The following is a 25676-nucleotide window of genomic DNA, read 5'->3' on the forward strand; positions in this document are numbered from 1 at the left end:
CGGATTTCCTGGCGTCCCAAGCACAACATGACGAGCTGGAAGTAAGTTGCTAGATGGGATTCCTTGAGGATAGTCAATCCGCGCCATGCCTGCATTGAGCTCCCTGAGCAACCATCTATTTCTCGTACGGCGAAGTCGCTACGCAAGCGGTCACGGATGCGACCAATTGCTTATTCCTCCGCGCAGTCGCCGTCAGAGGCCGCGGCGACGCAGGAACGGCAGATCCAATCGACGCACAGCGTGACGCAGCAGTCGCCTTGGCTGCCGCCCCGGCTGCGAAGCGCGCGCGGCACTTAACTCAGGTAAAGTGCTATCGTTCTCACGCAGCATAGATCCAAATCGACAGCGATTATTGATGGGTCTGAAATGATTGTCTTTCCGCGGTGAGAAAGCGTTCGCGCAGGGTTGCACAATCTGCCAACTGCACGAGCGGGCGGTATGACCCCGACACATTTATCGCGATCGTCAGAACCTCTATTAGGACGCTACCTCATTCGCCGAACGTGAGGAGGTCGCCACATCGAGGGGACGCCAAGGACCATGTTTCGCTGGACGGGATGAGCGGGGATTCCCTCGGGTCGTCATCGATTTTCAAAGAACAGAGTTGGTATTGGCAGCAGAATTCCCGATCGGTAACTTTCTGGGTCGCCCCACCCCCGGCTTGGGGTTAAAGTTCCCGTTCGGTAACTTTTTGCCTCTCAACCATGGAACTGAGCGAAAAACTCCCGCTCGGTAACTTTTCGCTGGACACCCACCGTTTCAGCTCCTAAAGTTCCCGTTCGGTAACTTTACGACGAGAGAGCTATGAACACGCGTCCAAAGGGCACTCCCCTCTCAGGCGGAAACGACGCTCCTGGCGAGACCGGTGTCGCGCGCCAAGCCGCCGAGTTCGCTGCAGCATTCGGTCGCCTCATCCAGGCAGAACGCAAACGCCAGGGCCTCCGGCAGGACGAGCTGGCCATGGTGGGCGGGACAGGAAAGCGCTTCATCGTTGACCTCGAGGCCGGAAAAAGCACGTGTCAGCTCGGGCGCAGCCTGCACGTGGCAAACGTGCTCGGGCTGCGCATCGAGGATGTTCTCAAGGATGCCCAAGCCCGCCGCGCGAACACTTCCGAGACACCGGACATTCCCGACAGCGACGAGGAGGAGCCTCATGGACCGTCTTCCCGTCTACTTTGAGACGCGAGAGGTCGGCTGGATCACGACCGCCGACGAAGCGTCAGGCTTCACCTATGCCGAATCCTGGCGCGGGCTGACCGGCGCCTTCCCTCTGTCGCTCACCATGCCGCTCTCGCGGGCGTCGCACGATGCCTCGGCAATTCTGTCATGGGCGGCAAATCTGCTGCCGGAGAACGCAACTCTCGGGATCGTAGGTCATATGCTCGGCAAGTCGCCGGCCGATGTCATCGGCCTTCTTGCCGAGATGGGCCGCGACACCGCCGGCGCGCTCTCCGTCGGACAGCCGGGCACCGGGCTGATCGCCGGAAAATGGCGAGAGATCCCCGACAAGGCCGCGCTCGAGCGCATCCTCAATGAGCTACCCCACAAGCCCTTCCTCGTCGGCGAAGATGGCGTGTCGATGTCGCTTGCCGGTGTGCAGACGAAGCTCGCCGTCGCTCTGGATGGCGACACCCTGTACATACCGATCGACGGCGCGCCATCGACCCACATCATCAAGCCCGATGGCGAGCGCTTGCCTGGCGCCGTCCAGAACGAGGCATTCTGCCTGACGCTCGCGCGCATGATCGGAATCCCGACGCCGAAGGTGACGACCGGGACGGCAGGCGAACGTAGCTACCTGCTGGTTGAGCGCTATGACCGCCGTCATGACGGCAAGAGGTGGCGGCGGCTGCATCAGGAGGACTTCTGCCAAGCCCTGGGCCGACCGCCAGCTGCCAAGTACCAGAACAACGATAGAGGCCTAAAAGGACCATCATTGGCCGACATGGTCGGCGTGACCCAGCGCCACATGACAGCACAGGAGACCGCTCGCTTCGTCGACCTTGCCATCTTCAATCCAATGGTGTGGAACACGGATTCCCATGCCAAAAATTACTCGCTGATGCTATCGGCGCGCGGCGCCGCCATGGCGCCAGGCTACGACATCATCTGTGCGGCGCCATATCCGAAGATCACACGCAACATGGCGCAGAAGATCGGCGGGCAGAAGCAGGCTGATCAGCTTGGACGAAACCACTGGGAGCGCTTCGCCATCGACTGCAAGCTCTCTCCAACACAGACGATCCGTCGCGTCTCCGAGATTGCTCAGGCCGTGACGCACCACGCAATGGTGGCCAAGGCCGAAGTCGAAGCCATGCCTGCCCGCGGCGATCCCGTCCTGGACACGGTCGTCGAGGCGGTGATTTCGCGCGCACGCGGCTACCTAGATCGCCTGAAGCAAACGGAGCCAGCGCCGAAAGGCGCAGCAGCCCTATCGTCCTAGTATTACAGTTGCTATTTTCGGTGAGTTCTGAATCCATGGGTGACCATGATACGGGATCTGGTCATTGGTGGTGCGTCGGTTGAAGATACGCTGACGCTGCGGGCTTCCTCGTTGCGAGATGCCAGGCAACGCATCCGTCCGCTGTTTACGCAGGAGCGGGTGGCGGCCTCGGCGTGACGGTTTCTCGACGGACTGTTGGGTAACGAGCCGCGCAAGACGGGTTGGATGCGGGCTGAAGCGGCCGGCGATCCAGGCCCGTGGCGCCAGCAGGCGATCCTGGGGTCGGGGGCAGTGGGATGCCGACACGCTGCGCGACATTGTTGCGTGAGTACGCGCTGGAAACGTTTGCCGATGAGGACGCGGTTCTGGCTATCGATGAGACCGGGTTTTTAAAACAGGGCAAGGCGTCGTGCGGCGTCGCACGCCAGTACACTGGCTCGGCGGGCAAGATCACCAATTGCCAGATCGGAGTGTTCGCCTCCTATGTGTCGCGGCATGGCCATGCCTTCATCGATCGCACGCTCTACCGGCCGAAGGAATGGACGGACGCCCCCGCTCGCCTGAAGGCACCGCATGTACCGAGCGATGTGGGCTTTGCGACCCAGCCCAAGATCGCGCGTCGAATGATCGCTCGTGCAATCGCCGCAAGGGCGCCGTTCTCGTTCGTGGCGGCGGACAGCGTGTATGGCACGGGCGAGATCGAAACCCTGCTGCGCGAGGCGGGCAAAGGCTATGTTCTGAGTGTTGCTTCCAATCACGTGTTCCGTTCCTGGGGCAAGCCGCAGCCTGTCGCCGGCACCGCCTCCGCGATCGCGCAGAACCTTCCCAAGAACGCCTGGCGCCGCCGTCAGGCGGAGGGACCAAAGGTCCGCGCTGGCACGACAGGGCCTATCTCGAGTTGGGCCGATCTCGACGTCAGTGAATACAACGACGACCTTGCCGGGGAATGGACGCGGGGTCTTCTGATCCGCCGCAACATCGCCGACGGCAGCTTGGCCTTCTTCTCCAGTTGGTGCCCCGAGGGCACCTCCATGCAGAAGCTGGTGTCGGTAGAAGGCCATCGCTCGCCCATCGAGGACAGCTTCGAAACCGCCAAGAACGAGCTCGGCCTTGATCACAACGAAAGCCGCTCCTGGCATGGCTGGCATCGCCATGTCTCACTCGTCATGCTGGCCTTCGCCTTGATGGCCGTCATCCGTCATCGGGCCAATGCTGAGCCAGCGCTCAAAAAACGCGACGCCGGCGCACCAAACATCGTTCCTGATCCGCTGGTCGATCCAGGAAATCCGTCGCATCGCTATCAAGCTCGCTCAACGGCGCATCTCGATCGACCGTGTTCTCGCATGGTCGCTCTGGCGGCGAGCTCACCAGGCCGACGCTCGCCGCGCTCACCTCGGACGAAAAATGAAACTGTAATGCTAACTTAGATGAGCCCAGAGCCTCTCTTCGCGAAAAGCCTAATCAGTCTCAAATTATCTGACGTCGGACGTGCCAACTGCGTTGTTCAACAAGGACCTACAGAATGCAGGCGTGAGCTTGCCGCGGTGGATCACGACGTTTTCGTGCCCCATCGCGGCTCGCGCGCTCTGCCAGTGCCGATTGTAGCCGCGCTGTTCATTGGATTTCACATGGCAAGCGGCGAATTCGGCGTCAGCCGCCGTCGCCAAATGCCACGCATGTACCGGCCGCTTCGTATGGATGTGCACCCACATCGGATTCGCCGTCGCACCGTTGCGCAGTGCCTTGGGCCGCAGCTTAATCTCGAACAGCGTCCCCGGATCGCCGCTCAACGCGCGCGGAGGATCCGGAGGCTCCAACTCCCCGGCCGCCCGCAACGCTTCAAGGTATTTCTGCGAGGGAAAGCCGTAGCTCTTCATGCAATCGATCATGATCGCGGCTCTTTGCCTCTTCAATGAGTTTGCCTGTCCCTGCACCTCGGAATACATCGTCTTGAGCCGGACTATCTTGTCGTGCACTTCGGGCACTTGCGCGGGCGTGAGCAAGCCACTTCGACGAGGCTCCTCCAACGCGGCTACACAGGCTTCGATCTCGGCGGCCTGTCGGTGGAGGCGCTCGACGACGATATTTAGGACGTGGTCGGCGTCCTCGGGTTTCATCTGACGCGCTTGCGAGACGGCGCTTTGCTGAGCGGGCAGATCGAACTGCAAAAGTTCGTCCAATCGCTTGAGCAGTCCCGTCAGCGCTTCTCTGGAGGGCGGAGCCTGCCACATCGTCAGGTTTCCGCTCGCCGACGATGACGCCCGCGCGCGGGCCTCCTCCGCGCTCGTGAGTTTCTTTGTACCCAAATCCGAGAGTACGATAACCTTGCGTGTTGAGCCCGTGCCAGCGTCGGACCCGGCGAGCTGCGGCTCAGCGCCCCCAGCTGTCGAACTCCCCTCGCCTGCGGCCGCTGCGCGCCTGCCTTTGCCCTTCCTGCGCGCTGCAGTGCCTTCGGCCACCCCGGCAGTATGTTCCGGCAGCACAGCCCAAGCCGGCGGTTCAATCGTGGCGGGTGTCTTTGGCTGAAGTGCCAGCAGCCGCATGACTTCGTCCGCTGTAAGCCACGCACCTTCCACTATCTGGTCCAGCAATTCTAACGGAACATCGGCTCCCGCTCCGGCGTCCGTCAGGCTGGCAACCATGCCGCTCACTCCTGATGCAAATTCCGAAAGCCGCTCCATGACTCCTTCCAGAACGTCGCGGTGCTCAGCGTCAAGCGGCGCTCCGTTGCGGTTCATCACGGCCTCGGCCGTCGAGGCGAATGCCGGAACAACATCCTCGATGAAGGTCCCGAGCAGACGCACTCGCCCGTCTCCATCGATAAGGGCGTCTCTGACGGCTGGTCCCAACCTGCTCGCTAGGGAGAGCTGCGCGAGAGTGATCTGCGATTCCAGATACTTGTACTTCGTGTTGAGTGCATAGCCGGTATGCAGTCGTAGCGCGGCCTCTTCGGACTTCCGCAACTCGGGCGTGCTGCTTGGTAGGTCGGCAGTAGCCGCGCAGACGGACTGCATCCGCTCCGAGCGCAATGCCCTCTTTCTCCACCACTCCATGCAGTGCTCATAGTAGGGCTCCACGCCTGAAAGCACGCGGTTCAGCTGGTCAGGCGAAGCGGTGCGGATGATCCTGCCGAGCAGGGCTGCTGCTTTATGTCTGCTCTTCTCCAGGTCATCGAAAATCGCAGCAGCCACGGCGTTACATTCGTCGGCCGCGCCCAGCGTCTCATCGCGGAGCTGGCGAGCCCGATGGTCGGGCAGAATGCGCCGCGCCAAACCTGGGGGCAGAGCAGCGTAGTAGTCCAGAACTGCTAAGCCTGCTTTGACGACTTGATCGATCAGCTCTTGCCTCTCGGACAAGGTCCGGCCGCCCGTGGCTGCCCTACGACAAGTATTAAGGTCCTCAAGCAGGCAGTCCAACGCTCGCTTTGCTGCCTTAACCTCATCTCGTGTTGGCGCCGCCACATCCGAAGTTGGTTGCCGGTTCACGAGCGGCGCGGTTCTATCTTGAGGCCCGGAGCGCATCCGCTCCACGACGGCCTCGAAAGATTGACTGCGTTCCCCAGGGACGAGGCCGAACTCCAGGCTCGAACTGCTCGATACCCCAGTGCTGTCGGCTCCTGCAGCTCCAACGTACGATTTGCCAGCTCGGCCGATGCCCGTCATATTTTATCTCCGATAGAAGAGTCGAGAATGCGCAGCCTTCCTGGCTAAACCGCTTCGCTGACGAGTAGCTGACCAAGAGCGTTTTTCCCGATGCACAAGCCCATGTCGCCTTGGGTCCACTTCCATCGCAGCTGCTGTGCTGCTGAAGACAGCGATGCCGGGATAACCGCCTCAGCTGCGGGATCATCACCTGCGGTACATGACCGCAGCCTGAAGCGCGAAATTTTCGCGAGCGCGCCGGGGGCAGCACACCGCCACTCGACAGCCTTGCATTGGGAGTTCATTTTCCTCTGGAAATTGCCCGCGATCGGCGCAGCAATAGGTGCGCGGACGTTTCGGGCGAAAATCCGTACGCGGGACATCGCGCATAATCTAGTGTCCTAAACCAGAAGTTCATGGCCTTTAAGGCCTTGGCTGACACAGTGTAGGCAGAAGCGTTCGATGGAGCTGAGAATGTCGTCAGCTGATTTGGTCCATCGGAATGGGCTGGGGTCGGCGTTGTGCTGTTCGATGAAGGACGCGATCTCAGTACGTAGCTCCGCCACGCTGCGGTAGATGCCGCGCCTGGTTTTGCGCTCGGTGATGAGGGCAACGAAACGTTCGACCTGATTGAGCCAGGATGAGCTGGTTGGCGTCAGATGGACTTGCCAGCCCGGTCTTTTGGCCAGCCAGTTACGGATCAGCGGCGTCTTATGGGTTGCCTAATTGTCCTTGACGAGATGAACGTCCAGATCATCCGGCACGGCGACTTCGATCTCATCAGAAACTTGCGGAATTCTGTGGCCCGTGGTGCCCGTAACACTTGCCGATGACCCGGCCGGTTGCGATGTCGAGAGCGGCAAATAGCGATGTCGTGCCATGGCGCTTGTAGTCGTGACTGTGGTGTTCCACCTGACCAGGTCGCATGCGGAACGAGGGTTGGCTCCGATCCAGCGCCAACATCTGCGGCTTTTCGCCGACACACAGCACGATGGCTCGCTCGGGCGGGACTACGTAGAAGCCGACGACGTCGCGAACCTTGGCGACGAAGTCAGGATGGTTTGAAAGCTTGTAGGTCTCCAACCGATGTGGCTGCAGGCCGAAGGTGCGCCATATCCGCTGTACCGTCGAGACCGACAGTCCACTGGCCCTCGCCATGCTGCGCGAGCTCCAGTGAGTGGCGTTGGGCGGTTTCGTCTCAAGGGTGCGGACGATTACTGCCTCGATCCGGGCATCTTCGATCGTGCGCGGCGTCGCTGGTCGACCAAGGAAACCCGTCGCATCGCTATCAAGCTCGCTCAACGGCGCATCTCAATCGACCGTGTTCTCGCATGGTCGCTCTGGCGGCGAGCTCACCAGACCGCGGACGCACGGCGCGCTCACCTAATGCTAGGAACAGACGCATGTGGCGACAAACCCGAGCCGCCTCACCGCCGGAAAACGTGGCTGCACATCTGCGCTCAAGGCTTCCGGGGGCCGTCGCCCATGATGGGCGAGAGAGCCTCGTCGACATGTCGAATTGGCATCACGGCGTTGGCGACGCCGTCGGATTCGCAATTGAAACGCGCGCCAGAAGACCTTCCTTGCCTCCCGTAAGCCCGTACTCCTCTGCAGGCTTGCCGTCGAGTTTGGCCGCTTCGGCGACGCCCTTCGAGCGTCTTGAAAGTGTCATCCGAAAGACGCAGGGCGCCAACACCAAGCCGTCGTCGCCATCTGGCTCCGCGTTCCCACCCTTCCATCCACGCAAAGCCTAAGTCGCTACTACGTTTGACGGCATTGAATGCTTGAATGAGCGCGCCAGCTTGGTTGATCTCTTTTTTTGACTTATCCGCAAAGAACACATTCCTTTTGGTCGCGATGATCAGTTTGTGGACGGCATAGCGCTCCGGGGCCGGTACAAGGACCGGCACGCCGGCGTCGTGCAAGACAAGAGGGCGGATGGGCTCATGGATCAGTTAGTCTAGGAGCCGCAACACCTGCGCTCCTACGGACGGCCCCAATGACATCTGCGTCAGTCTGGAGGAGTAGTCCTCGTCGCCACGGTTTGGTGTAAGGAATTCGACCTTGAGCCGGTGGCATTGGCAAAACCGCTGAACAGCTTGGTTTCATCGGGGGAGAATGAGGGCGCAGATGTCGGATCCACCTTTTTCAGGATCTCTTCGATGTCGGGCATGCTTTCATCGATCCAGATCGAGATGCCGTAAAATTTCGCGATGTCCATATCCTCGGTCGTCACGAGCTCGTCGGGCAGCTTGAGGCCGACTACGCCACTGTATGTCCGATAGGCCATCGAACCGACGAGCGTGGCGCGAATCCGGAAAAGTCCCGCGCGTGCGAGTTCGTTGACGACGACACCTTCCATGTGGGGAGGAGCAGGGTAGCCGGCCCGCCTCAACTTCGCTGCCAGCTCGCGTCGCGCGCTATAGCCAATCTTGGTGCGCTGGAAAGCTTCCGCGCGTTGGCAATCTCGGGATCATCGGTCGGACAGACATATTGAGGGTCGTCTTCGTCGGTCCCTCGCCACCGAGGGCGCGTAGGTCTTCTAGCAATAGTATTCGCGGCGGCTCGCTTCTGTTTTGAGAAAGGTCTGGTTTTCCGGAGCGGCTCGCGAGCCGCAATAACATCTCTCGAGCGATTCGGCGGCTTGATCGTGCAAATCCGCCTCAACGGAGGCCGTCGAAAAACTGAGGCCCGAGATCACCGACCGCAAGCAGCGCGAAGCCCGCGCTCGCCGTACGCGAGACGCGCAATCAGGCCGACCAGTTCACTAAGCGCCTGCGGGCCATTCTGGCCGACCTGAAGCGCGTCCGACGGACCGTCATGGAGTCGAAAACAGTCGCTACCCGGCTGGCAGCCTTTTTCGAGGAGTTAGTCGAGTCCTGCTGAAGGATTTCGAGTCCATCCTCACCGTTAACCATCCGTACCGCTTCCGCGACGCCATCGTCGATCTCGCGCGGAGCTACACCCCGGAAACCATGCAGGTCCTTGCCGAGGAGTACACAGCTTCCAGCATGGCAGCCGACATCGAGGACGGTCGAATGGCCGCTGCCGACGACCTGCTGGCCATCGAAAGCATCTTCGATCAGATCGGGGAGATGTTCGACAGGATCGAGGCCTTCCGCAAGCAGCTCGAAGCCCGGGTCCGCAGCACCCTTAGTACGCCGAGCGGATCGGGCAGGGACTCGTCGGCCGGGCCGGCGACCTGGTGCGACGCCTGGATGCCCTACTGCGGGACGGCAGGCACCACAAGGCGCCAATCGAATGGAGCATGACTTCGTTCAATCCGTGCCCGGCAATCAGCGCCGCGATCCTGGCCACGAGAACAAGATTCTCGACGACTGCATCTTTTACAGCCTGCAGACGACCGCAGAATTCATCCAGGCGAGCGGAGGCCGCTCACCAATGAGCGAGTTCAGCTTCGGGAAGCAGCTGTCCTCAAGCGAGACGCGCGCCGCGCCAGCCTGACGAAGCTTGCGTGCGAGGAGGCGAGCATTGTTGAAACTGCCGAAGCTGCCATCCCCGTCAACGAGCACAGCTAGCTCTGTCGAGTCCACCATACGTTCGACGCTCTGGACGAGCTGGCTCCATGAAGCTTCATTGGCATCACGATAGCTCAGCGAGCTGGCAATCGACCGACCAGAGCCCAGAGCCCCTTAAATCCTGAGCGCTGGGCGATTGTGGCGGAAAGGCCATCATGGGCTTCCATCAAAACGAGAGCTTATCATTCGAGCAGTCCTGGGCACGAAGCATTTCCACAGGCGAGGGCCGCGCGCGTCGTTGACCTGCGGTGGACCGAACGCCTCTAGCTTGATGCTGCATGCATAGATCCTGTAAGCCGACCTAGATTGCCACCAACGTCGCTGCTCATATTTTTTCGGCGTGATGCCGCTCAATGAACAGCATTGGTAGTTTATTGGGACCGCAAAGGCTTGCATGATCGCCATAGGAGGCGCGCCGAACGCAAAGCTTTCGCTATAGGTTGATTGACATCGCGCCTAAGGCTGGAAAGAAGGGCTTTGGATGCAAAATGAATGACCTGGGTTCGCGAGCCCGTGCTACGCCTCGAGAGAGAATTCCCACACTCCTTCGGGGGAGGAGTGCTTAGGGAAAGGGTGATATCCGGCTCACATAGATTTAGACGAAAATATCGACAGCCACGGATGTCGTAATGCTGCCGTCGGATTGACGACAATGTCGAAAGCCCGTCGATAGGGCTACAGCAGGATGGCAGCCTCGTGCGAATGGAGCGGCAATCGCCGAACAACTTGTCCTGCCTCGCCGACAGTTTGCTGGCGCCACTGAGTGGTATGGCATTTGCTGATGCTTTCCTGTTCTCTGGACTACAGGAGAAATTCATGGCGGATAGGCAAGAGGTTGTGCTGTCGGAACGGGAAAGACAGTGTTTGCGATGGGTCGAGGAAGGGAAGTCATCCTGGGCTATCGGAGTGATCCTGAAAGTGAGCCTGAACACCGTCAACTTTCATGTCAAGAATGCGATGCGAAAGTTGGAAACGACCAGCCGGACGCAGTGCGTCGTCAAGGCGCGGCGTTTGGGTCTTCTTTAAGCCGCGGTTTCGGTGGCGCTGTGGCGAATACAAGGACGTCGCGTGGCAAGTGTACAGCGATGATAGAGGTGCTGATACTATGAACAGTGCGTGCTTCCATGTCATCGCTGATTGCGACGGTGAGGCGCAACGTGGACAAGGTAATCAAGCTAACGGCGCACGCGCATCACACTCTTGAAAGCTGGACGGTCGGTCGAATTCCAATGTCCGTCCTCCCCTTACCGGCGTAGCGGTTCGATATGTGTCGGAAGCGGAAATCTTAGTGATCATAGCGGCTGACGTGCTGAAATGGTGATCACCCAAACGCGGCTCGGACGGCGCGGGCCGCACCCTAAGTCGGCAATGATGGTCGGCAGACGCATTTCCAAAACACGCTGCTGGTAGAAGTTGGACGAACCATGACTCTGCGCGCTTAACCAAGTTCGGGTGATTCCTCACGAAACGTTGCTGGCTTAGTGACCGATACTTCGCGGACCATCAATGCAGACGTCGTGTTTTTGGATTATTGGGGCGTGTTCGATGCGTGCAACTCTCTTGTGAACCGTTCGCCGCGGCAACTGAAGCGAAGGTCAAATCGCCATCCGGATCCACAGGAATGGAAGCGAAGTGCGGTCGCGTCAGGGGCTTTCTATCGTTTGCATATTGGGCGACAGCTAGGCGATCCGACAGAAAAATGAGACGAGACCTTCGCATCCATGCCGCGATGTTTTTTGCCGCTGCTCTTGATGGCCGGAAGACTCTTCGCTAGATCACAACGGTTCACTATGGAGGTGCCGACGTGGCAATGGGTATTGTGAAGTGGTTCAATCCGACCAAGGGTTATGGATTCATCAGGCCCGAGGATGGAGGCCCCGATGTCTTCGTGCACGTCAGTGCCGTGGAAAAGGCCGGTTACACCACTCTCGAAGAGGGGGCCCGCGTAAGTTATCAGCCCAAGGCCGGGCGTACGGGCAAGATCTCAGCTGAAGATCTCCGGGTTGGCTGATCGAAAGACGGATGACGCCTCGGACGAGAGCGGGGTCTCTGTCTCGGGTTGATGAGGATAGTTGTCAGGTAGTGGTGAGGTCTTGCTGACGTGACCACTCCCCTTCTCAGCTGAAGCAACATAGCCGAGGCGTACGCCGTCCAGGCATTGGGATTGCGACACCGGTGAAGCGCTGTTGGCGCAGAGCCGTCAGTCCCGCGACAAATAGTTCTCGATGCGGGCTGGTAGAGATTGTGGTTCGAGTGCGGTGATTGTTTCATCACGAGAGCCGAGCTAGAAAGGCGCGTCAGCATAGCGCCGCACCGTGCTCTGCCGCAGAGTCTGGCGCGTCTGCTCTGCCTGAACTGCCTACTGAAGATGGTCCGGAATTTATTGCCTCTCATGCGCCGCCTGAGGCACGAACTCGTCCTGGACCTCCATCAAAGCCGTCAGGCTCGACGCGGAGGATTGTCCACGCTCTGCTCCTTCTTTCCACGTGAGAGGCGTGCCAGATCGTGCCAATTCTTGGACTCACAGATCTCTCGTTCAGTCACTGAAGCCCGGTTTGTATATGGACCGGAAGACGCCGGCCTTTGCCTTGCGCGTCCGCAAGAGGCGAAAAGCCTGGTCGTTGTCAAACAACCGCACCAAAGTTCGGCTGGGTCACTATTCTGACTTGAAACTTGCTGAAGCACGCCGCCGCGGCTTTGCCGCTCTCGGTACTCCCGTTGGGGAAAATGAAACGTCAATGACCTGGGTCAAAAACATGCTGCTCGATTTGAGGAAGCCGATCGATAACGCAAGCGCCAAGGAGGGCGGAGAGACATCGAGAATGATGAGGGGCTAAGGCGCCCATGAACTCATTTTCGTGCTTTGCGTTACGACACGGATTTGCGCCTGCAGCATGATCGTACCATACGCTACCTTGCGAGTAATCAGCGGAATTCGGTTTATGCGCGCCGCGAATCGTCGCCCCTCTTGAGGCAGTCACTCTGCAACCCTAAGGTCCGTTAGGGGTACAAAATTCCACTGCTGAACAACTGACCCTTTGAACTGGTAGAGCCAAGTAGGATTGCCATTTTTCGTGCGCGGCTTTTGTTGTCGATGCACAGCTTAGTGTCGGCGATACTCAGAATAGCAATTCCCATCGATGCTTGGGATCGGCAGGGTTGTAGACTGCAAGCGTCAGCGCTACTTCCGGAGCGATGCGATCGCCTTCCTGTGCGATGGCGAGCTTACCTGCGCTTGAGTTCAAGGTTGATGTGCGAATGTCGGCTTGCAAACATTTTGCATCCTAATGGACATGGAGACAGAACAAAATAGGACACACTTCACAAGTATACACAGCCCCAAGCGAGGTACAGCAGCCTTTTGGAAGAAAGGCACGGTGCTTGCTTGGGTGCAGTGAGCGTCACCGGTCTTGCAGGGGCTGTGATGCTGGGGCGGGCCTGATATGGTTCGAGACCATTTCGGGTCCGCCCCGTTACTGCTCGCGAGGCAACATGGAGCAACGTATTCGAGCGGCTTCAGCGGCGATCGCGTTCGCTCATGCGCGAAGTCCTCAGCGTGTACGAACATGAAGGCCGCAGGTACAATAGAATCAGAGTCCGCGTAACCGGGAGCATAACAAACGGTTACGACTTCGAAAGTGAATGCCACATCGCCGGTGCGCTACCGAGTATATATCACTTCGGTACGGAGTCGCATTGGCTACTGAGGCCCAAGTGCCCAGGAGTCTACAGCGGTCCTGATTATTGCACCTCACCTCCTTCTCCGTGAGAGTGACAGACAATGGTGTCCAGATAGTCGATTTGCGGAGGAATTCCTTCACATACAACGTCTGGTGGGTGGTCCGCGCAATGAAGGAAGCCGACGATGGAGATTGTGCTAGCAATTGGCGCTGTACTCGTTTTCACCGCAATCACGGTCGCTTGCCTGTGGGCGCTTGGAGCCTGGCGTGGCTGAGTATGTTGGTGAATGAGCCCGATGGAGAAAGCGTTGTTACCATGCCGCTCGCTCTCGTTGAATTTCTGTGCGGTCCGGATTAGCCTGACGGACCCCCAAGCGGTCGTGCTGTTGATTGTGTGCGAATGCCGCCGGAACAAACGGGTGCGGACTGCTCGAAAGCTACACGGCTACGTGGCCTAACTCGCGGCCCGCTCTCAGGGCCGCGCGTTTTGAGCGGATCACTCTGCAAGCTTAAGGTTCAGTTAATTCGGAGAGTAGGGCAGGTCAGCGGTTGGCGTGACAGCACCGAAACGCCCACGAAGGCCATGATCTCACCGGCGCTTCCTTTGTAGAAAACAAGGCAGTCTCCATAGCTCAATACGTGCGCTAGATTGCGTCTATTCAGTGGAAGCGGCGCGCGGCTGACTTGAATACGCCGATGGCTGTCTTCGCGATGCTTTGTGATGCGCGTGATCTGGCGAGGTGCCATCTGGCTGACTCCGGTTAACTTCTAAATTCATACAGTTCGTCAGAAAGACGCGACACTCCCAGCTTAGGTAGGCCATTTCCAAATGGACCCGAACGCGTGCGTTATTCTCGCTTGCTGATCGTCCCATGGAAGAACGGCAGGCAGCCACGATGGGCGGTCTCGCCCCAGTGATCATCGTGCGATTGCTCTCTCTTCGGTTTTCCTCGGCTGCTGATCCCACCAACTGTCCCGCTCGGTTTGGATCCATTCGCTAAGCCGCGGATAAAGGATTATGGATTCCGCTTCCGGGTTCGCGGTTGGTTAGAGTTGCCTCCCTCAGTTCTTCGTTAGTGAAGAACTCGGCGACAAAAAAATCGCGATCTGTTCTTTGACGGACGGTTGGGCTGCGCGACTTATTCCGCGAGACATGGATCTTCGGACGGCGGTCTCGCTCCCGCAATGAGCAGCTCTACCTTGCTCGCGAGTATCAATTGCGGGAGATTTCGGAGGTTTTGAGCCTCTCATCGGGCAAGCAAGCGAAAACGCGCGATGAAGAGTGAAACCGAAAACGCTGGTGACATTCGAACATTGTCCGGGCTCCCGATCGGCTTGAGCTTGGCGTATTCGGACCCGAGTGCTTGACTCACTTTAGGCTCGACCGTTCAATCTCCCACGCCATCCAAGATGCCCATGCTGACTGAAGGTGAGACAGTCCGTTCCGAGCAGCTGCCTAGCATCGCGACGTAGGATGCAAGCGGGCCACGAACTGATCTTCGACCAGGCTGGGCCAAACGCGGCTCCGGAATTTAAGCGTGAGGTCAGTATCGTGAACAGCCGTGGCATCAGATTGCGAGGAGCCCCAACGCCCTTCTGCATTGGGGATCGACTGCCGATCAGCCGCACAGCACCGTCAGTCTGGCGTTGACGCTCGCCACTGTGGCTCACGCCACAACGTCCTGCGCAAAGATGGTGGGAGCACTCTGGCCGACATCGGCTGCCGGAGCGAGCGCTGCTACAGGCTCGTGGTTGCGGTTTCGCTGTCTTGCTCAAGATAACGGTTGTTTCAGTCGCGACAAATAGGAGCCGGCAGCCAGATGGCGCGAAAAAACCTACATGAGTCTGTCTATGAAAATGCACGAGGGCATTGGCATGCCGGTTGCTTGAATGTGTGACAGCACCAATTTGGCCATGATATTCCTTCAGAACGCGATCCAGGTATTCAAATGAAACGTGCCCACTTCATCGATGGCAGACGTCTCCTGATGCACTTTCCGAAACGCGTGCCAGCGTTGCGAACTCTGCTACCTTCGGATTGCCGTTTGCTTTGCCGGCCAGAATCCGACTGTCCTGCAACGGGCTCGCGACCAATGGCGGTCCTCAACAAGATGGCGCACACCGGGGTTAAGACGTTACGCTTCTGGACGATCGTTTGCGCCACCTTTAACCCCTGGCTCAAGCGCCCGTATTGGCGAGATGCCAAGCCTGGGTTCTTGGAGCTAAGCGCCGGCCTTGCATCGGTGGTCACACATGGTAAATGAGCTGTTGCAGGACGATTGGGATGCTGAGAACATAGTCAGGCAGAAGGACGAGCTCAAGGTCAAGCTGCTTCGTGCCCAATCGGTCGTCGCCGAATGTAAAGCAGGATTGGCGGATTTGGAGCGGAGGCTTGAGGGTCGAGCGATCTCATTGCCGATCGATGAACGCCACCGCAACTCTGCGGCAAACAATTGAATACGTGACGCGCTACCGCGCGAACCGCGAAGCATCGATGATCCTGTTGGCTAGAAAGCCGCCGTGGCGTTTTCCAGGCGATCATGAGACCATTAAAACTGCCGTAACCCACGTTAACGGCGAGAATACCGACCGGCTTGGGAGGCATCATTTTTACGGACCGGGGCGCGCGAACTGGCGGCCTGCCGTTATGCCGGGCGTTTTGGTGATCGCGGTGCGTTGGGCCGGCGGATGGGGCGCGGAGTAACACCACATGCGGGACGTCTCCCTGCGGTGTTGACTAGAGCCTCCTATCTGGAGGGCTGCTCACGCACATGTCTGGATTGAACGTCAAGAGCTGTCCCCCTTACTCAGGGCCAGTTCGGTCGTTTTATCCATCTTCCCGGCCGTAGCCTCGTCAGCTTTTCGAAAGCTTCTCCGAATACGGATAAACCCATCGATCCTGGACGGGAGGCGGGCGTGCACTCGCACAATTTCGACTATCCAGTGCTGCCCCTCCACCATCGGTACAGCACGCCGGACTAAACGATCAGCAGCCGAAACTGGCGAAAGAAGATGCCTTTGAGCCGCAGCTGGATACAGCGCGTGTGGCAGGCCTTGCCTCGATGCCGCGGTCGCAATCCGCCGTCGAATGTCTAGCGCGCGGATCATTACATTCACGAGATGGTGAGCAGTCCAAGTACTCGTCGGAAACTCTCACCAATCTACGGCTGAGAAGTATCTTCAGATGCTTTAAGGGGGCGGATTTCCCCGGTGAGGGCGGCCAGTCGCTCCAGGCCAGTGGTGACAGTACACTAAACCAGCTCGCCAACACGGTGTTCAAGGAGAACAAGCACGCAGGTATAGCCTTCCAGACGCTTCAAGAACAGCGCGGAGGTTCAGTAGCAGCAGTCGGGGTCAGGCGCGCGTGAGTGCCGCGGCTTCGGCGGGTACTGGGCGTACACCAATTGCTCCCAGTGAGGCTGAAGCGCGGCTTATCGAAATCGATATCAACAGTAAGCACTGGGCGCCGACGACTTTCTAGATGCAAAAAGGCCGAATCCGGCGACCCGCTTGATTGGCGCGAGAAGGCCGACCATTGACGAAGCTGTCGGATTTTGAACCATCGCATGACGCTTCGTGTTTTTTGCGCATCTGCAAAGTGCTGCTGCGCAGGTGCACGGTCCGGTCTCTGCTGCGTCCTATAAATGTCATCTTGCGCGCGCCAGTGACGCGCGCGGCGGCTAGATTGAGCCAGCGGCTCGATACCGATGGGGCGTGGATGCCTGACAAAGCACGAGGAGGTCGATGACAAAGCGTTTTCGCAACTTGGCCCTATTGTTCATACTCACCTCCATCGTTGTCTTCCCCGCCGCGAAAGCGCAAGACCGCCGGACTATCACCGAGCCTGTTGCACCTCATACGGTGTGCGAGCGCCTCGTGCCGTCTGGTAAGCAAGATACGACCACGTTGCAAAATGCCATCGACCAATGTCCTTCCGGGGCCGCCGTGTATTTAGGGCGTGGCGAGTTCCGGTCGGGCCCACTCGAGATGAAATCGGGTGTGACGTTATGGGTCGGACGCGGGGCGACGCTGATCGCCATCCCCGAACCTGCTGCTTACGACAAGGGCCTCGGACAATGTGGTCGTATTGCGCAAAAGGGCGGCGGTTGCCGGCCGTTCATCAGCTTTTCCAGAACCAGCGGCGGTGGCATCTACGGAGAAGGCATCATCGATGGTCAGGGCGGCGCAATAATTGGCGGCGGCGCGGAAACCTGGTGGCAGCTAGCGCGCCGCGCTCAAGCCCAGGGCGGCAACCAGAACGCCCCGCGCTTGATCCAAATCGATCATGCGCAGGACATCACTTTCTCCGGTGTCACCTTGCGCAACGCTCCCAACTTTCATGTCGCGATGAACCGGGTCCAAGGTGCCACGTTTTGGGGCCTCATAATCGATTCACCGGCGGATGCGCGCAACACTGATGGCATCGATCTTGGCGCGAGTCAGGATGTGACCATTACCCGCAGCTTGATCCGTACGGGTGACGACAACGTCGCAATCAAGGCCGGCGACAATGGCTCAAGCAGCCATATCTCGATCATTGATAATTATTTCGGCTGGGGGCATGGCATGTCGATCGGCAGTGAGGTGAATTCCGGGGCCAGAGACATATTGGTGCGTAATCTGACGCTGGATGGTACGACGTCCGGCCTGCGCATCAAGAGCGATGTTAGCCGAGGCGGTCTGGTCGAGAGCGTGACTTATGAGTACGTGTGCCTGAGGGGCAACCGGTGGCCGCTAGCTTTTGATACGAAATATGATCCGCGCGCACAAGGCACGAGAATTCCGGTCTATCGGCGAATCGTTCTCCGTCATGTGCATGGCGACACCGGTGTGTTGCTGATGCGCGGCGTAGACGAGGAGCATGCACTTGACCTGACACTCGAAGATGTCCGATTTTCCGATTCCGCCACTTGGCAAGTTGAACATGCGAACGTCACCGCAAATCACTCGGACGTATCACCGCCGCTGCCAGGACAAGCTGCAAAACCGCTGCTGCGCGGCTCGGAGGTATGTTCCAGGGCGTTCCGCAACAGCAATCGGTAAGCACTACATCCGGCGCCGAACTCGGGTGGTGAGTTCAGCTCTGGACCAAGATTACTGGTGTTGACGAAGGTCGGCCTCATGTCCGGACTTGTTTGCAATTGTCTGACGGTTTGCAGGGCCAGGGATGCGAAGGTGACGTGGAGGTTCTGATTTGGCGCGAAAAATGTGTTGGCCATGCGCGGCGGCTATCCCGCCGAGAGAGGCTCTGTCGACTGCGTCGAGGTGCCGCTGACTCAACGAAGTGTAGGATCATGCGTATTTTCGTTCACCCTGCTGCACTTCTGACGGGATGTTTCTGCATCTCGTCAGCATACGCTCAGCCACTGTTCGTGTCGCATGCCGTAAATGCCGACTATCACTCGGTGCAGCAAGCCATCGACGCATTGCCGGCGGAAGGCGGAGATGTTCGGATCGCGCCGGGTATCTATCGTGAGAAGGTCAAAATCTCCAAATCCGGTGTTCATCTCTCAGGCACTGGTAGCAAGCCGGAGAATACCGTCATTGTGTATGGCGATGGCGCGATCAATGTAGGAGGAACCGCCCGGTCGGCGACGCTGGATGCCACTGGCGATGACTTCCGGCTCGAGAATTTGACCATCCAGAACGACTACGCTCTCAACCCGGCCAATCCACCCTCGCAGGCGGTTGCATTATCCCTTACCGGAGACAGGGACGTCGTTACGCGCGTCCGCCTGCTCGGCGCCCAGGACACGCTGCTTGCCGGCAAGGGTCCAAACGGCAGAATGTCACGTCAATACTTCTCGAACTGCTACATCGAAGGGCATGTCGATTTCGTATTTGGCAACGCCAAGGCCTGGTTCCGGAAATGTGAGTTGCACGGCATCGCCAATCAAGCGGTCGTCTTTACCGCTCAGAGCAAGGCAGTACCGGACGAGGACAGCGGCTATGTTTTTGATCATTGCACTCTAAGTGCCGACCCTTCCGCGCGCGATATCGCGCTTGGCCGCCCCTGGCGGCCGTATGCCACAGTGGTCTTTCTGTCGACAAAGATAGATGCGCAGGTCATTCCGGAGGGCTGGCGCGAATGGGATAGGGGCAAGACCAACAACTTGAGGACGAGCTATTATGCCGAATATAGATCCTTCGGGGTCGGGGCTAACCCCTCAGGCCGCGAACCTTACTCCCATCAACTGACAGATGGGGAAGCCGCGAGATGGTCGCTGACCGCGTTCTTCGGGGGTGCCACAGATTGGCTGCCTGCGGAACCATATCGATGGAAGACAAAACAACGCTGACGGTGAGGGAACGACGGCGATCCTCGGATGAATGACGGAGAGAGCGGACATGATGGAGAGTGGTGTCCAGCAACCAAACTGCCGGGGGCGTGAGAGGGGCAGGGCTTCGGCTGTCACTCCACGCTTAGAGGAGCTCGTTAAGACGCTCCATCGCTTGCGGCGGGATGCGATCATCCGCTTATCCCGCCCTTATTGGCAGCCTGTCCAACTACCCGTCGAAGATTGGCGCCAATGGGCGTAAATCGAATGTGAGGCCAACATCTCAGCTCGATTTAATCGAATGCACAAGCGAGCGCAGAAGGTCATTCTTCAGGCTCAGATGAAGGCAAAGTCGGCTTAAATTTCTCGTCAGGCGCCGGTCGTCGGCATTCAAGATAACACCGTCAATCGACTCCTTCTCATGTCAAGTGCCGCGCAACATTTCCAAACGCGCCGATGGCCTTTTTCATGTACCGCTCCGACGAGGACCGTCTTGCGTGACGGGTGGTAATTCGCGAAGCGTGTGACCTTAGGTCTAGCTTTAAGGTCATCAGGCGATGCGGGTCGAAGTGTTGGGCGGGCTCGAGCGGCGGCGGCGTTGGTCGCAGGACGACAAGGCACGGATTGTCGAGGAGACGCTGGCACCGGGCGCGAAGGTAACTGAGGTTGCGCGGCGCAACGGAGTAGCGGCCAGCCTGGTGTTTACCTGGCGTCGACAAGCACGGACATCGGAACAAGTTGCACCATCTTTTACGCCGGTGCAGATCGCCGCCGTAGCGGCCTCGGCTGAAGAAACTCCGAAGCTTTTGCCTACGGTTGATGGCCGAGTTCGCTCGGCGGCAGCCGCGCGTACTGGATTGATAGAGATCGATCTCGGCAACCGACGGTGCATCCGGGTGGATGCGCACGTCGATCCGGAGGCGTTGGCGCGGGTCCTCGATGTGCTTGGACGCCGATGATTTCTGTACCAGGGAATGTGCGAGTGTGGCTGGCTACAGGCTACACGGATATGCGCAGAGGCTTTCCATCGCTGGCCCTCCAAGTGCAGGAGGTGCTGCACAAAGAACCGCTCAGCGGTCATTTGTTTGTCTTCCGCGGTCGCCGCAGCGATCTTGTGAAGGTGATCTGGCACGATGGTCAGGGAGCCTGCTTGTTCACAAAAAAACTCGAGAGAAAAAAGTTTATCTGGCCATCGGTTGCCGGTGAAGCGGTAACGATCTCGCTGGCGCAGTTGAGCTACCTGCTGTCCGGGATCGATTGGCGCAATCCGCAAGAAACCCAGCGTCCGACGCGGGTCGGATAATCGTTTTGGGTTTGAATCTGATGCTCGATCTGATTCAATGGCTTCATGACATTGAAGCCGAGCGATCTTCCGTCGGATCTCGCGAGCGCCTACCTTGCGCTGCTGGCCGAGCGCGAGGCGTTGCAGGCTGAACGCGATGTGGCGGTCGCGGATGCCGCCAACGCGCGGGCGGAGCTGTCGGACAGCGAAGTGCTGATCGCTCATCTTGAGCTACGGATCGAGAAGCTCAAACGCGAACTGCACGGGCAGCGCTCCGAGCGCACGGCGCGGCTACTTGAGCAGTTGGAATTGGAGCTCGAAGAACTCGCCACCACGGCGACCGAGAATGAGCTGGCTGCGCAGGCTGCCGCGGCAAAAACCCAGAGCGTGAGCGCCTTCACGCGCAAGCGGCCGGTGCGCAAGCCGTGGCCGGACGACATCGAACGTGAGCGCGTCGTCATCGAGGCTCCAAGGACCTGCGCCTGCTGCGGTGGATCGCGGTTGGCGAAGGTCGGCGAGGATGTGACCAAGACGCTGCAGGAGATTCCGCGTCGCTTTAAGGTCATCGAGACGGTACGCGAGAAGTTCACCTGCCGCGATTGCGAGAAGATCAGCCAGCCGCCGGCACCGTTCCATGCGACGCCGCGCGGCTTCATCGGCCCACAATTGCTGGCGACGATTCTGTTCGACAAGTTCGGCATGCATATCCCGCTCAACCGCCAGAGCGTGCGCTTTAAGGCCGAGAGGATCGATCTGCCGTTATCGACGCTGGCCGACCAGGTCGGTCACGGGACCTTCGCCGTCACGCCGCTGTTCCAGCTGATCGAGCGTCATGTGCTTGCGGCCGAGCGCCTTCATGGCGACGACACCACCATCCGCATCCTGGCGAAGGGCAAGTGCACGACCGGCCGGATCTGGACGTATGTGCGGGATGATCGGCCCTTCGCCGGACCTGCGCCGCCGGCGGCGGTCTATTACGCCTCGGGCGACCGAAGGGGCGAACATCCCCAGAAGCATCTGGCCGTCTTCGGCGGTATCCTGCAGGCGGATTGCTATAGCGGCTTCGAGCCGTTGTTCGACCCAAAAAGGAAAGCGATGCCGATCACGCCGGCATTTTGCCTGGCCCATGCGCGGCGGGGCTTCTTCGAACTGGCTGACATCGAGAAAGCCGCCCGGGACGGACAGAAAGGCAAACCGGTCTCCCCGATCGCGCTGGAAGCGGTCAGGCGTCTTGACGCCCTGTTCGAGATCGAGCGCGCCATCAACGGCCGCAGTGCCGACGGCCGGCGCGCCGTGCGCCAGGAACAGAGCAAGCCGCTTCTCGACGACATGCACGACTGGCTGCTCCGCGAGCGGGAGACCCTGTCGAGCTCCTCCGAGGTCCTGAAGCCCATGAACTACATGCTCAGGCGCTGGGACGACTTCGCCCGCTTCCTCGACGACGGCAGGGTCTGCTTGACCAACAATTGCGCTGAACGCGCGTTGAGAGGCATCGCCTTGGGGCGGCGCAACTGGACCTTCGCTGGCAGCCAGCGCGGTGCCGATCGGGCCGCCATCATGCTGACGATGATCACGACCTGTCGCCTCAACGACGTCGATCCCAAGGCCTGGCTCGCCGACGTCCTCGCCCGGATCGCCGATCTTCCTACGTCGCGGCTGCACGAACTGCTGCCCTGGGAATGGAAGCTCCTGCGCCAAGCCAATCCCACCGATCAGCAAGCCGCCTGACCTTCACCCCGCCGATCATAGAACTAACTGTACCCGCGCGCATGCGTCAATCAGGCGGTCCTCGTCGTATGCGTACTTTTTCATCAAGGAGGGCCCTGATGCAAGAGCACGCGTTTATCACGGCGCGCAGACCTGCATGGGGCCGGTGACGGGGTTGTAGCGGCTCTTCCGTCGTCGGCGGGCTTGCCCAGCGAACGATTCAAATGGCTCCGAAGGCCGGGCACCGCGATTACCCAAGGCCCGCTTAGGCCAGCGGCATATTGCAGCGGGCGTCTCGCGCAATCCGCGATGGGGTCTTTACGGGCGCACGCGAAGTGCTGCCCAGGGAAGCCTGGCCCGGCAAGCTGCGCTCAACACGGCGTGGGGCGAGCCGCGGGCGACGGCTGCCGACAACAGGTACTCCATGGTGTCCAAAGCGCCACTTTGCGAGGAAAGACAGCAGTTGGATCGGGATGATGGTCATTTTTTCGTCCTTCCCGAAGTCAAAACTAAATGGGGGGATGCAAAAGTTCGCGACAGCTCCGAACATTGATAGACGACATGCGGCATTACGCATTCCTCTCGGCCACCAACCGGCGCACCAGAGGAACGGCAGCAAAATTAACAGCATCCTACGGCAAGGCGGCTTCAGAGCGCGAGGCTGTGCTCATTGAGCACCTTATCTCTCAGGGCCCCCTTGATCTCACGGGCGATCTCTTTGCGAACTGCGGCACCCAACACTCGCTTGGCATCTTCGACGAGGCCAGCTTCAGCCCCGGTCAGGCCTTGAGCGGCGAGCTGTTGCTCCATTCGGCTGTCGAACTCCTTTCCCATTGCACCAATGAGCTGGTCCTGCATCTTGGCATGCTCTTCAGGTGCGATGCGGCGAATCACATCGTCCCAAGGCTGCCAATCCATTGCCAAATAGTCGGCAAATTCGGCCGCCTCGCTCTCCCGCACGGATGTCTCTGCCCTGTCAACGTCAGAGTCGGTAACGCCGGAGACTTGAAAGAAGCGCATGTCCGGCGCGACGTGTTGTAGTCCCAGCCGCTCGCGCAGTTTGCTCTGATAGGCAAGAAAGACTTCAACGGCGTCGATGTCTTCTACGTTGTCGACCGAGGCGAGCGAGTGAGCCTTATCGCGCGCGGTCGCCTCGAGCGCGTCCATGCGGAACATGACGCGCCCCAATTCGATGAGATCGGCAAGCCGTGCCTTGTTGTCATAGAGCCCGTTCTCGACTTCCGCGATGAGGCGCGCCGTCTGCATTCCGTTCCAGGTTAATGTTCTGCGGTCCTCGCAGCTCTGGTTGGCATCCCATGCCAGTTGAAAGTACTGGGCACGCAGTTGCGGGTTTTTTGCCGCCTGACGCAGATCATTGGCCACCGATTGCCGGAACCCTTCATTGCCAGAGCTGACGGACTCGAACAGCTTGGCGAGGAAAAGCCCGTATTCCCGAGCGCCCGGCTCTTCTGCAAAGTTCTGCCAAGCGGCAAGCACCTCCCGATCGTCCTCCTGTGGATTGCCCTTCAGCCATTCTGCAACTGTTTCAGCGAGAGCGTCCGCCTGCTCATCGTCTGTCCCGGACGATTCACTTTCGTCGTCGTGCGAAAGGTGGACAGTCGGGCCGACATAACCCTCCGCGCCTAGGATTGTACTGAGGTTCGCCAGCACCTGCTCAGATAGCGGATTTTCAGTCAGAACTAGGGTGCCACCATCGCCCAAGGCCGTCAGCAGGTCCTCCGGCAGACTGGTCAAATGGTTTTGGCTTACGTCGAGAAACCGGAGCGAAGCTGGGAGAGCCGGCGGCAGATCCGTCAGTTGATTTTGGCTGACGTCGAGAAACTCGAGCATAGCAGGGAGCGCCACCGGTAGACTCGTCAGCTGATTATCGCTGACGTGGAGAAATTGGAGCGAAGCAGGGAAGGAGTCGGGTAGGTTCAGCAGCCGATTGTGGTTGGCGGAAAGAAATTGGAGCCCGGCAGGTAGGACGGCAGGTAGGCTCTCCAGCCGGTTCGAGTTCACGTCGAGGCCTCTGAGCCCGCCCGGGAGCGCGGGCAGGCTGCTCAACTGATTGCCACTAACATCAAGACGCTGGAGCGAAGCCGGAAGTTCGTCAGGCAGATTGGTAAGCCGATTGAAGGGCACATCGAGCACGACGATCTCGCTTGGAAGTCTGGGCAGACTGGTAAGGGACAGCGACTGGAGATCCAGCATGGCGTCTTCACCCAAAGCATTGACCCGCCTTGCCGCTTCGTCCCGGTCCTCGAGGAGACCCACGTGCTGTTCAGAAGCCCAATTCTCAAGGGTCTCGTCTGCTTCGGTCACCGCATGGGTTGAATGCCCGGAGTTTGCTGCGAAACCCGTCACGAATGCATCCCACTGTGGCGCCCCCCGCCCGTCTTCCGCCCCCTCTTGTTGGGAAGATGCAGAAGGAATGCCTCCGTCACGCCGAATTTGCCCTGTCTCAAAAGGATCCATTTCACCTCCCTTACCACACCGGGCCAACTCAGCCCGTGACGACACCATCTAGGACCTAGGACACTACTCTTTCGACAAGCTGACGGCCCTATCGCAGTTACCGCAGCGATGGCATCGAAGCAGGCATAATTTCGGTGCAACGATTTGGAACAGTGAATCCATGGCGGTCCGTTAGCTGCGCCTACACTCCGCACCGACGCGGCAGCGGCTTAAACATCGAGCCCGGGGCGCGGCAACGGTGCGTTACGTCAATGGCAGGCAGGGGTCCCTTTTCGGCCGAGTCCGTGAAGAACGACGAGCGGCAGGCGCTCGAACGCTCACCTCCGCGGCCGCCCTTTCACTTGCCAAGGCAATCGGTGCAACGCTGGTCTTTGCTACGGGTGGCAAACCGAGTGACTCGGGCGTTTTTGCAGCGAGACTCGTCAGCTGATCGACAGGTGGCCGTGCTAGCGGCAGAACGCTTTCACGTTAGCGGTCCTCTGGATCTATCGGCCAACGGAATGGCAGCAAACTTTGCAGCAGCAGCGATCCATTCGCCGCCTCCAAATCGTGTGAAGCTGAGCCGCCTTAGACCAGGGCGGGCCGCCGCGGGCGCACGTGCGCCCGCTCGAATGATTATTGCGCCAGC

At 59.3% G+C, this 25676-nt stretch carries 19 protein-coding genes and 2 pseudogenes; 14 read left to right on the top strand and 7 right to left on the bottom strand.

Going from position 1 to position 25676, the window contains the following annotated elements:
• Positions 1-804 precede the first annotated feature (804 nt).
• From AB7M16_RS25395 to AB7M16_RS25405, 3 genes are all read left to right on the top strand, one after another.
• Positions 805-1179 carry a helix-turn-helix domain-containing protein gene (locus tag AB7M16_RS25395; RefSeq protein WP_124163915.1) on the top strand — a complete coding sequence of 125 codons (375 nt, stop codon included), beginning with the start codon at positions 805-807 and terminating at the stop codon, positions 1177-1179.
• Positions 1154-2443, top strand: coding sequence for a HipA domain-containing protein (locus tag AB7M16_RS25400; protein ID WP_453945437.1), 1290 nt, complete (start codon positions 1154-1156; stop codon positions 2441-2443). Before AB7M16_RS25395 ends, AB7M16_RS25400 begins: the two co-directional genes overlap by 26 nt.
• 296 nt (positions 2444-2739) lie before the next feature.
• On the top strand, positions 2740-3870 hold the full coding sequence (locus AB7M16_RS25405; RefSeq protein WP_409241684.1) for an IS701 family transposase: 1131 nt from the start codon (positions 2740-2742) through the stop codon (positions 3868-3870).
• Between the two features lie 45 nt (positions 3871-3915).
• Here AB7M16_RS25405 and AB7M16_RS25410 read toward each other — a convergent pair whose 3' ends face one another.
• From AB7M16_RS25410 to AB7M16_RS25425, 4 genes are all read right to left on the bottom strand, one after another.
• Positions 3916-6105 carry a hypothetical protein gene (locus AB7M16_RS25410; RefSeq protein ID WP_124163917.1) on the bottom strand — a complete coding sequence of 730 codons (2190 nt, stop codon included), beginning with the start codon at positions 6103-6105 and terminating at the stop codon, positions 3916-3918.
• Positions 6106-6864: 759 nt separating this feature from the next.
• Complete coding sequence (locus AB7M16_RS25415) at positions 6865-7386, bottom strand: hypothetical protein (protein ID WP_158626807.1); 522 nt, start codon at positions 7384-7386, stop codon at positions 6865-6867.
• A 158-nt stretch (positions 7387-7544) separates the two neighbouring features.
• Complete coding sequence (locus AB7M16_RS25420; RefSeq protein ID WP_124163922.1) at positions 7545-8039, bottom strand: GSU2403 family nucleotidyltransferase fold protein; 495 nt, start codon at positions 8037-8039, stop codon at positions 7545-7547.
• Between the two features lie 56 nt (positions 8040-8095).
• Complete coding sequence (locus tag AB7M16_RS25425; protein ID WP_124163918.1) at positions 8096-8446, bottom strand: GSU2403 family nucleotidyltransferase fold protein; 351 nt, start codon at positions 8444-8446, stop codon at positions 8096-8098.
• A 538-nt stretch (positions 8447-8984) separates the two neighbouring features.
• Here AB7M16_RS25425 and AB7M16_RS25430 point away from each other — a divergent pair.
• Both AB7M16_RS25430 and AB7M16_RS25435 read left to right on the top strand, forming a co-directional pair.
• Entirely contained in the window at positions 8985-9356 is a 372-nt protein-coding gene (locus tag AB7M16_RS25430; RefSeq protein ID WP_349629093.1) for a Wadjet anti-phage system protein JetA family protein, read from the top strand.
• A complete protein-coding gene (locus AB7M16_RS25435; protein ID WP_370124240.1) occupies positions 9346-9549 on the top strand; it encodes a hypothetical protein in 204 nt (67 codons plus the stop codon). The genes AB7M16_RS25430 and AB7M16_RS25435 overlap by 11 nt, the downstream gene beginning before the upstream one ends.
• Positions 9550-9572: 23 nt before the next feature.
• Here AB7M16_RS25435 and AB7M16_RS25440 read toward each other — a convergent pair.
• A pseudogene (locus AB7M16_RS25440) lies at positions 9573-9731 on the bottom strand (phosphoenolpyruvate phosphomutase); the annotation flags it as partial.
• Positions 9732-10451: 720 nt separating this feature from the next.
• Here AB7M16_RS25440 and AB7M16_RS25445 point away from each other — a divergent pair.
• The 3 genes and pseudogenes from AB7M16_RS25445 to AB7M16_RS25455 form a co-directional block, all read left to right on the top strand.
• Positions 10452-10649, top strand: a pseudogene (locus AB7M16_RS25445) (response regulator transcription factor); the annotation flags it as partial.
• A gap of 778 nt (positions 10650-11427) precedes the next feature.
• Positions 11428-11634 (top strand): cold-shock protein, encoded by a 207-nt coding sequence (locus AB7M16_RS25450; protein WP_036030656.1) that lies wholly within the window; start codon positions 11428-11430, stop codon positions 11632-11634.
• A 550-nt stretch (positions 11635-12184) separates the two neighbouring features.
• The gene (locus AB7M16_RS25455) at positions 12185-12460 is read left to right on the top strand and encodes a DUF4102 domain-containing protein (RefSeq protein WP_124163919.1); all 276 of its coding nucleotides are present in this window, start codon (positions 12185-12187) and stop codon (positions 12458-12460) included.
• A 282-nt stretch (positions 12461-12742) separates the two neighbouring features.
• On the opposite strand, the gene AB7M16_RS25460 is transcribed toward AB7M16_RS25455, so the two are convergent.
• Positions 12743-12895 carry a hypothetical protein gene (locus AB7M16_RS25460; protein ID WP_158626809.1) on the bottom strand — a complete coding sequence of 51 codons (153 nt, stop codon included), beginning with the start codon at positions 12893-12895 and terminating at the stop codon, positions 12743-12745.
• Positions 12896-15556: 2661 nt separating this feature from the next.
• On the opposite strand from AB7M16_RS25460, the gene AB7M16_RS25465 reads away from it, so the two are divergent.
• From AB7M16_RS25465 to tnpC, 6 genes are all read left to right on the top strand, one after another.
• Complete coding sequence (locus AB7M16_RS25465) at positions 15557-15760, top strand: hypothetical protein (RefSeq protein WP_225115078.1); 204 nt, start codon at positions 15557-15559, stop codon at positions 15758-15760.
• Between the two features lie 1287 nt (positions 15761-17047).
• Positions 17048-18346, top strand: coding sequence for a glycoside hydrolase family 28 protein (locus tag AB7M16_RS25470; protein WP_124163920.1), 1299 nt, complete (start codon positions 17048-17050; stop codon positions 18344-18346).
• Positions 18347-18597: 251 nt separating this feature from the next.
• Positions 18598-19602 (top strand): pectinesterase family protein, encoded by a 1005-nt coding sequence (locus tag AB7M16_RS25475; RefSeq protein ID WP_124163921.1) that lies wholly within the window; start codon positions 18598-18600, stop codon positions 19600-19602.
• Between the two features lie 536 nt (positions 19603-20138).
• Complete coding sequence (gene tnpA, locus AB7M16_RS25480; RefSeq protein ID WP_074448291.1) at positions 20139-20540, top strand: IS66-like element accessory protein TnpA; 402 nt, start codon at positions 20139-20141, stop codon at positions 20538-20540.
• A gap of 23 nt (positions 20541-20563) precedes the next feature.
• Positions 20564-20884, top strand: coding sequence for an IS66 family insertion sequence element accessory protein TnpB (tnpB, locus tag AB7M16_RS25485; RefSeq protein WP_370137884.1), 321 nt, complete (start codon positions 20564-20566; stop codon positions 20882-20884).
• A 45-nt stretch (positions 20885-20929) separates the two neighbouring features.
• Positions 20930-22591 carry an IS66 family transposase gene (tnpC, locus tag AB7M16_RS25490; RefSeq protein WP_453945387.1) on the top strand — a complete coding sequence of 554 codons (1662 nt, stop codon included), beginning with the start codon at positions 20930-20932 and terminating at the stop codon, positions 22589-22591.
• A gap of 627 nt (positions 22592-23218) precedes the next feature.
• Here tnpC and AB7M16_RS25495 read toward each other — a convergent pair.
• On the bottom strand, positions 23219-25048 hold the full coding sequence (locus AB7M16_RS25495) for an NEL-type E3 ubiquitin ligase domain-containing protein (protein ID WP_158669164.1): 1830 nt from the start codon (positions 25046-25048) through the stop codon (positions 23219-23221).
• Positions 25049-25676 lie beyond the last annotated feature (628 nt).

This window comes from Bradyrhizobium sp. USDA 372, assembly GCF_053629095.1.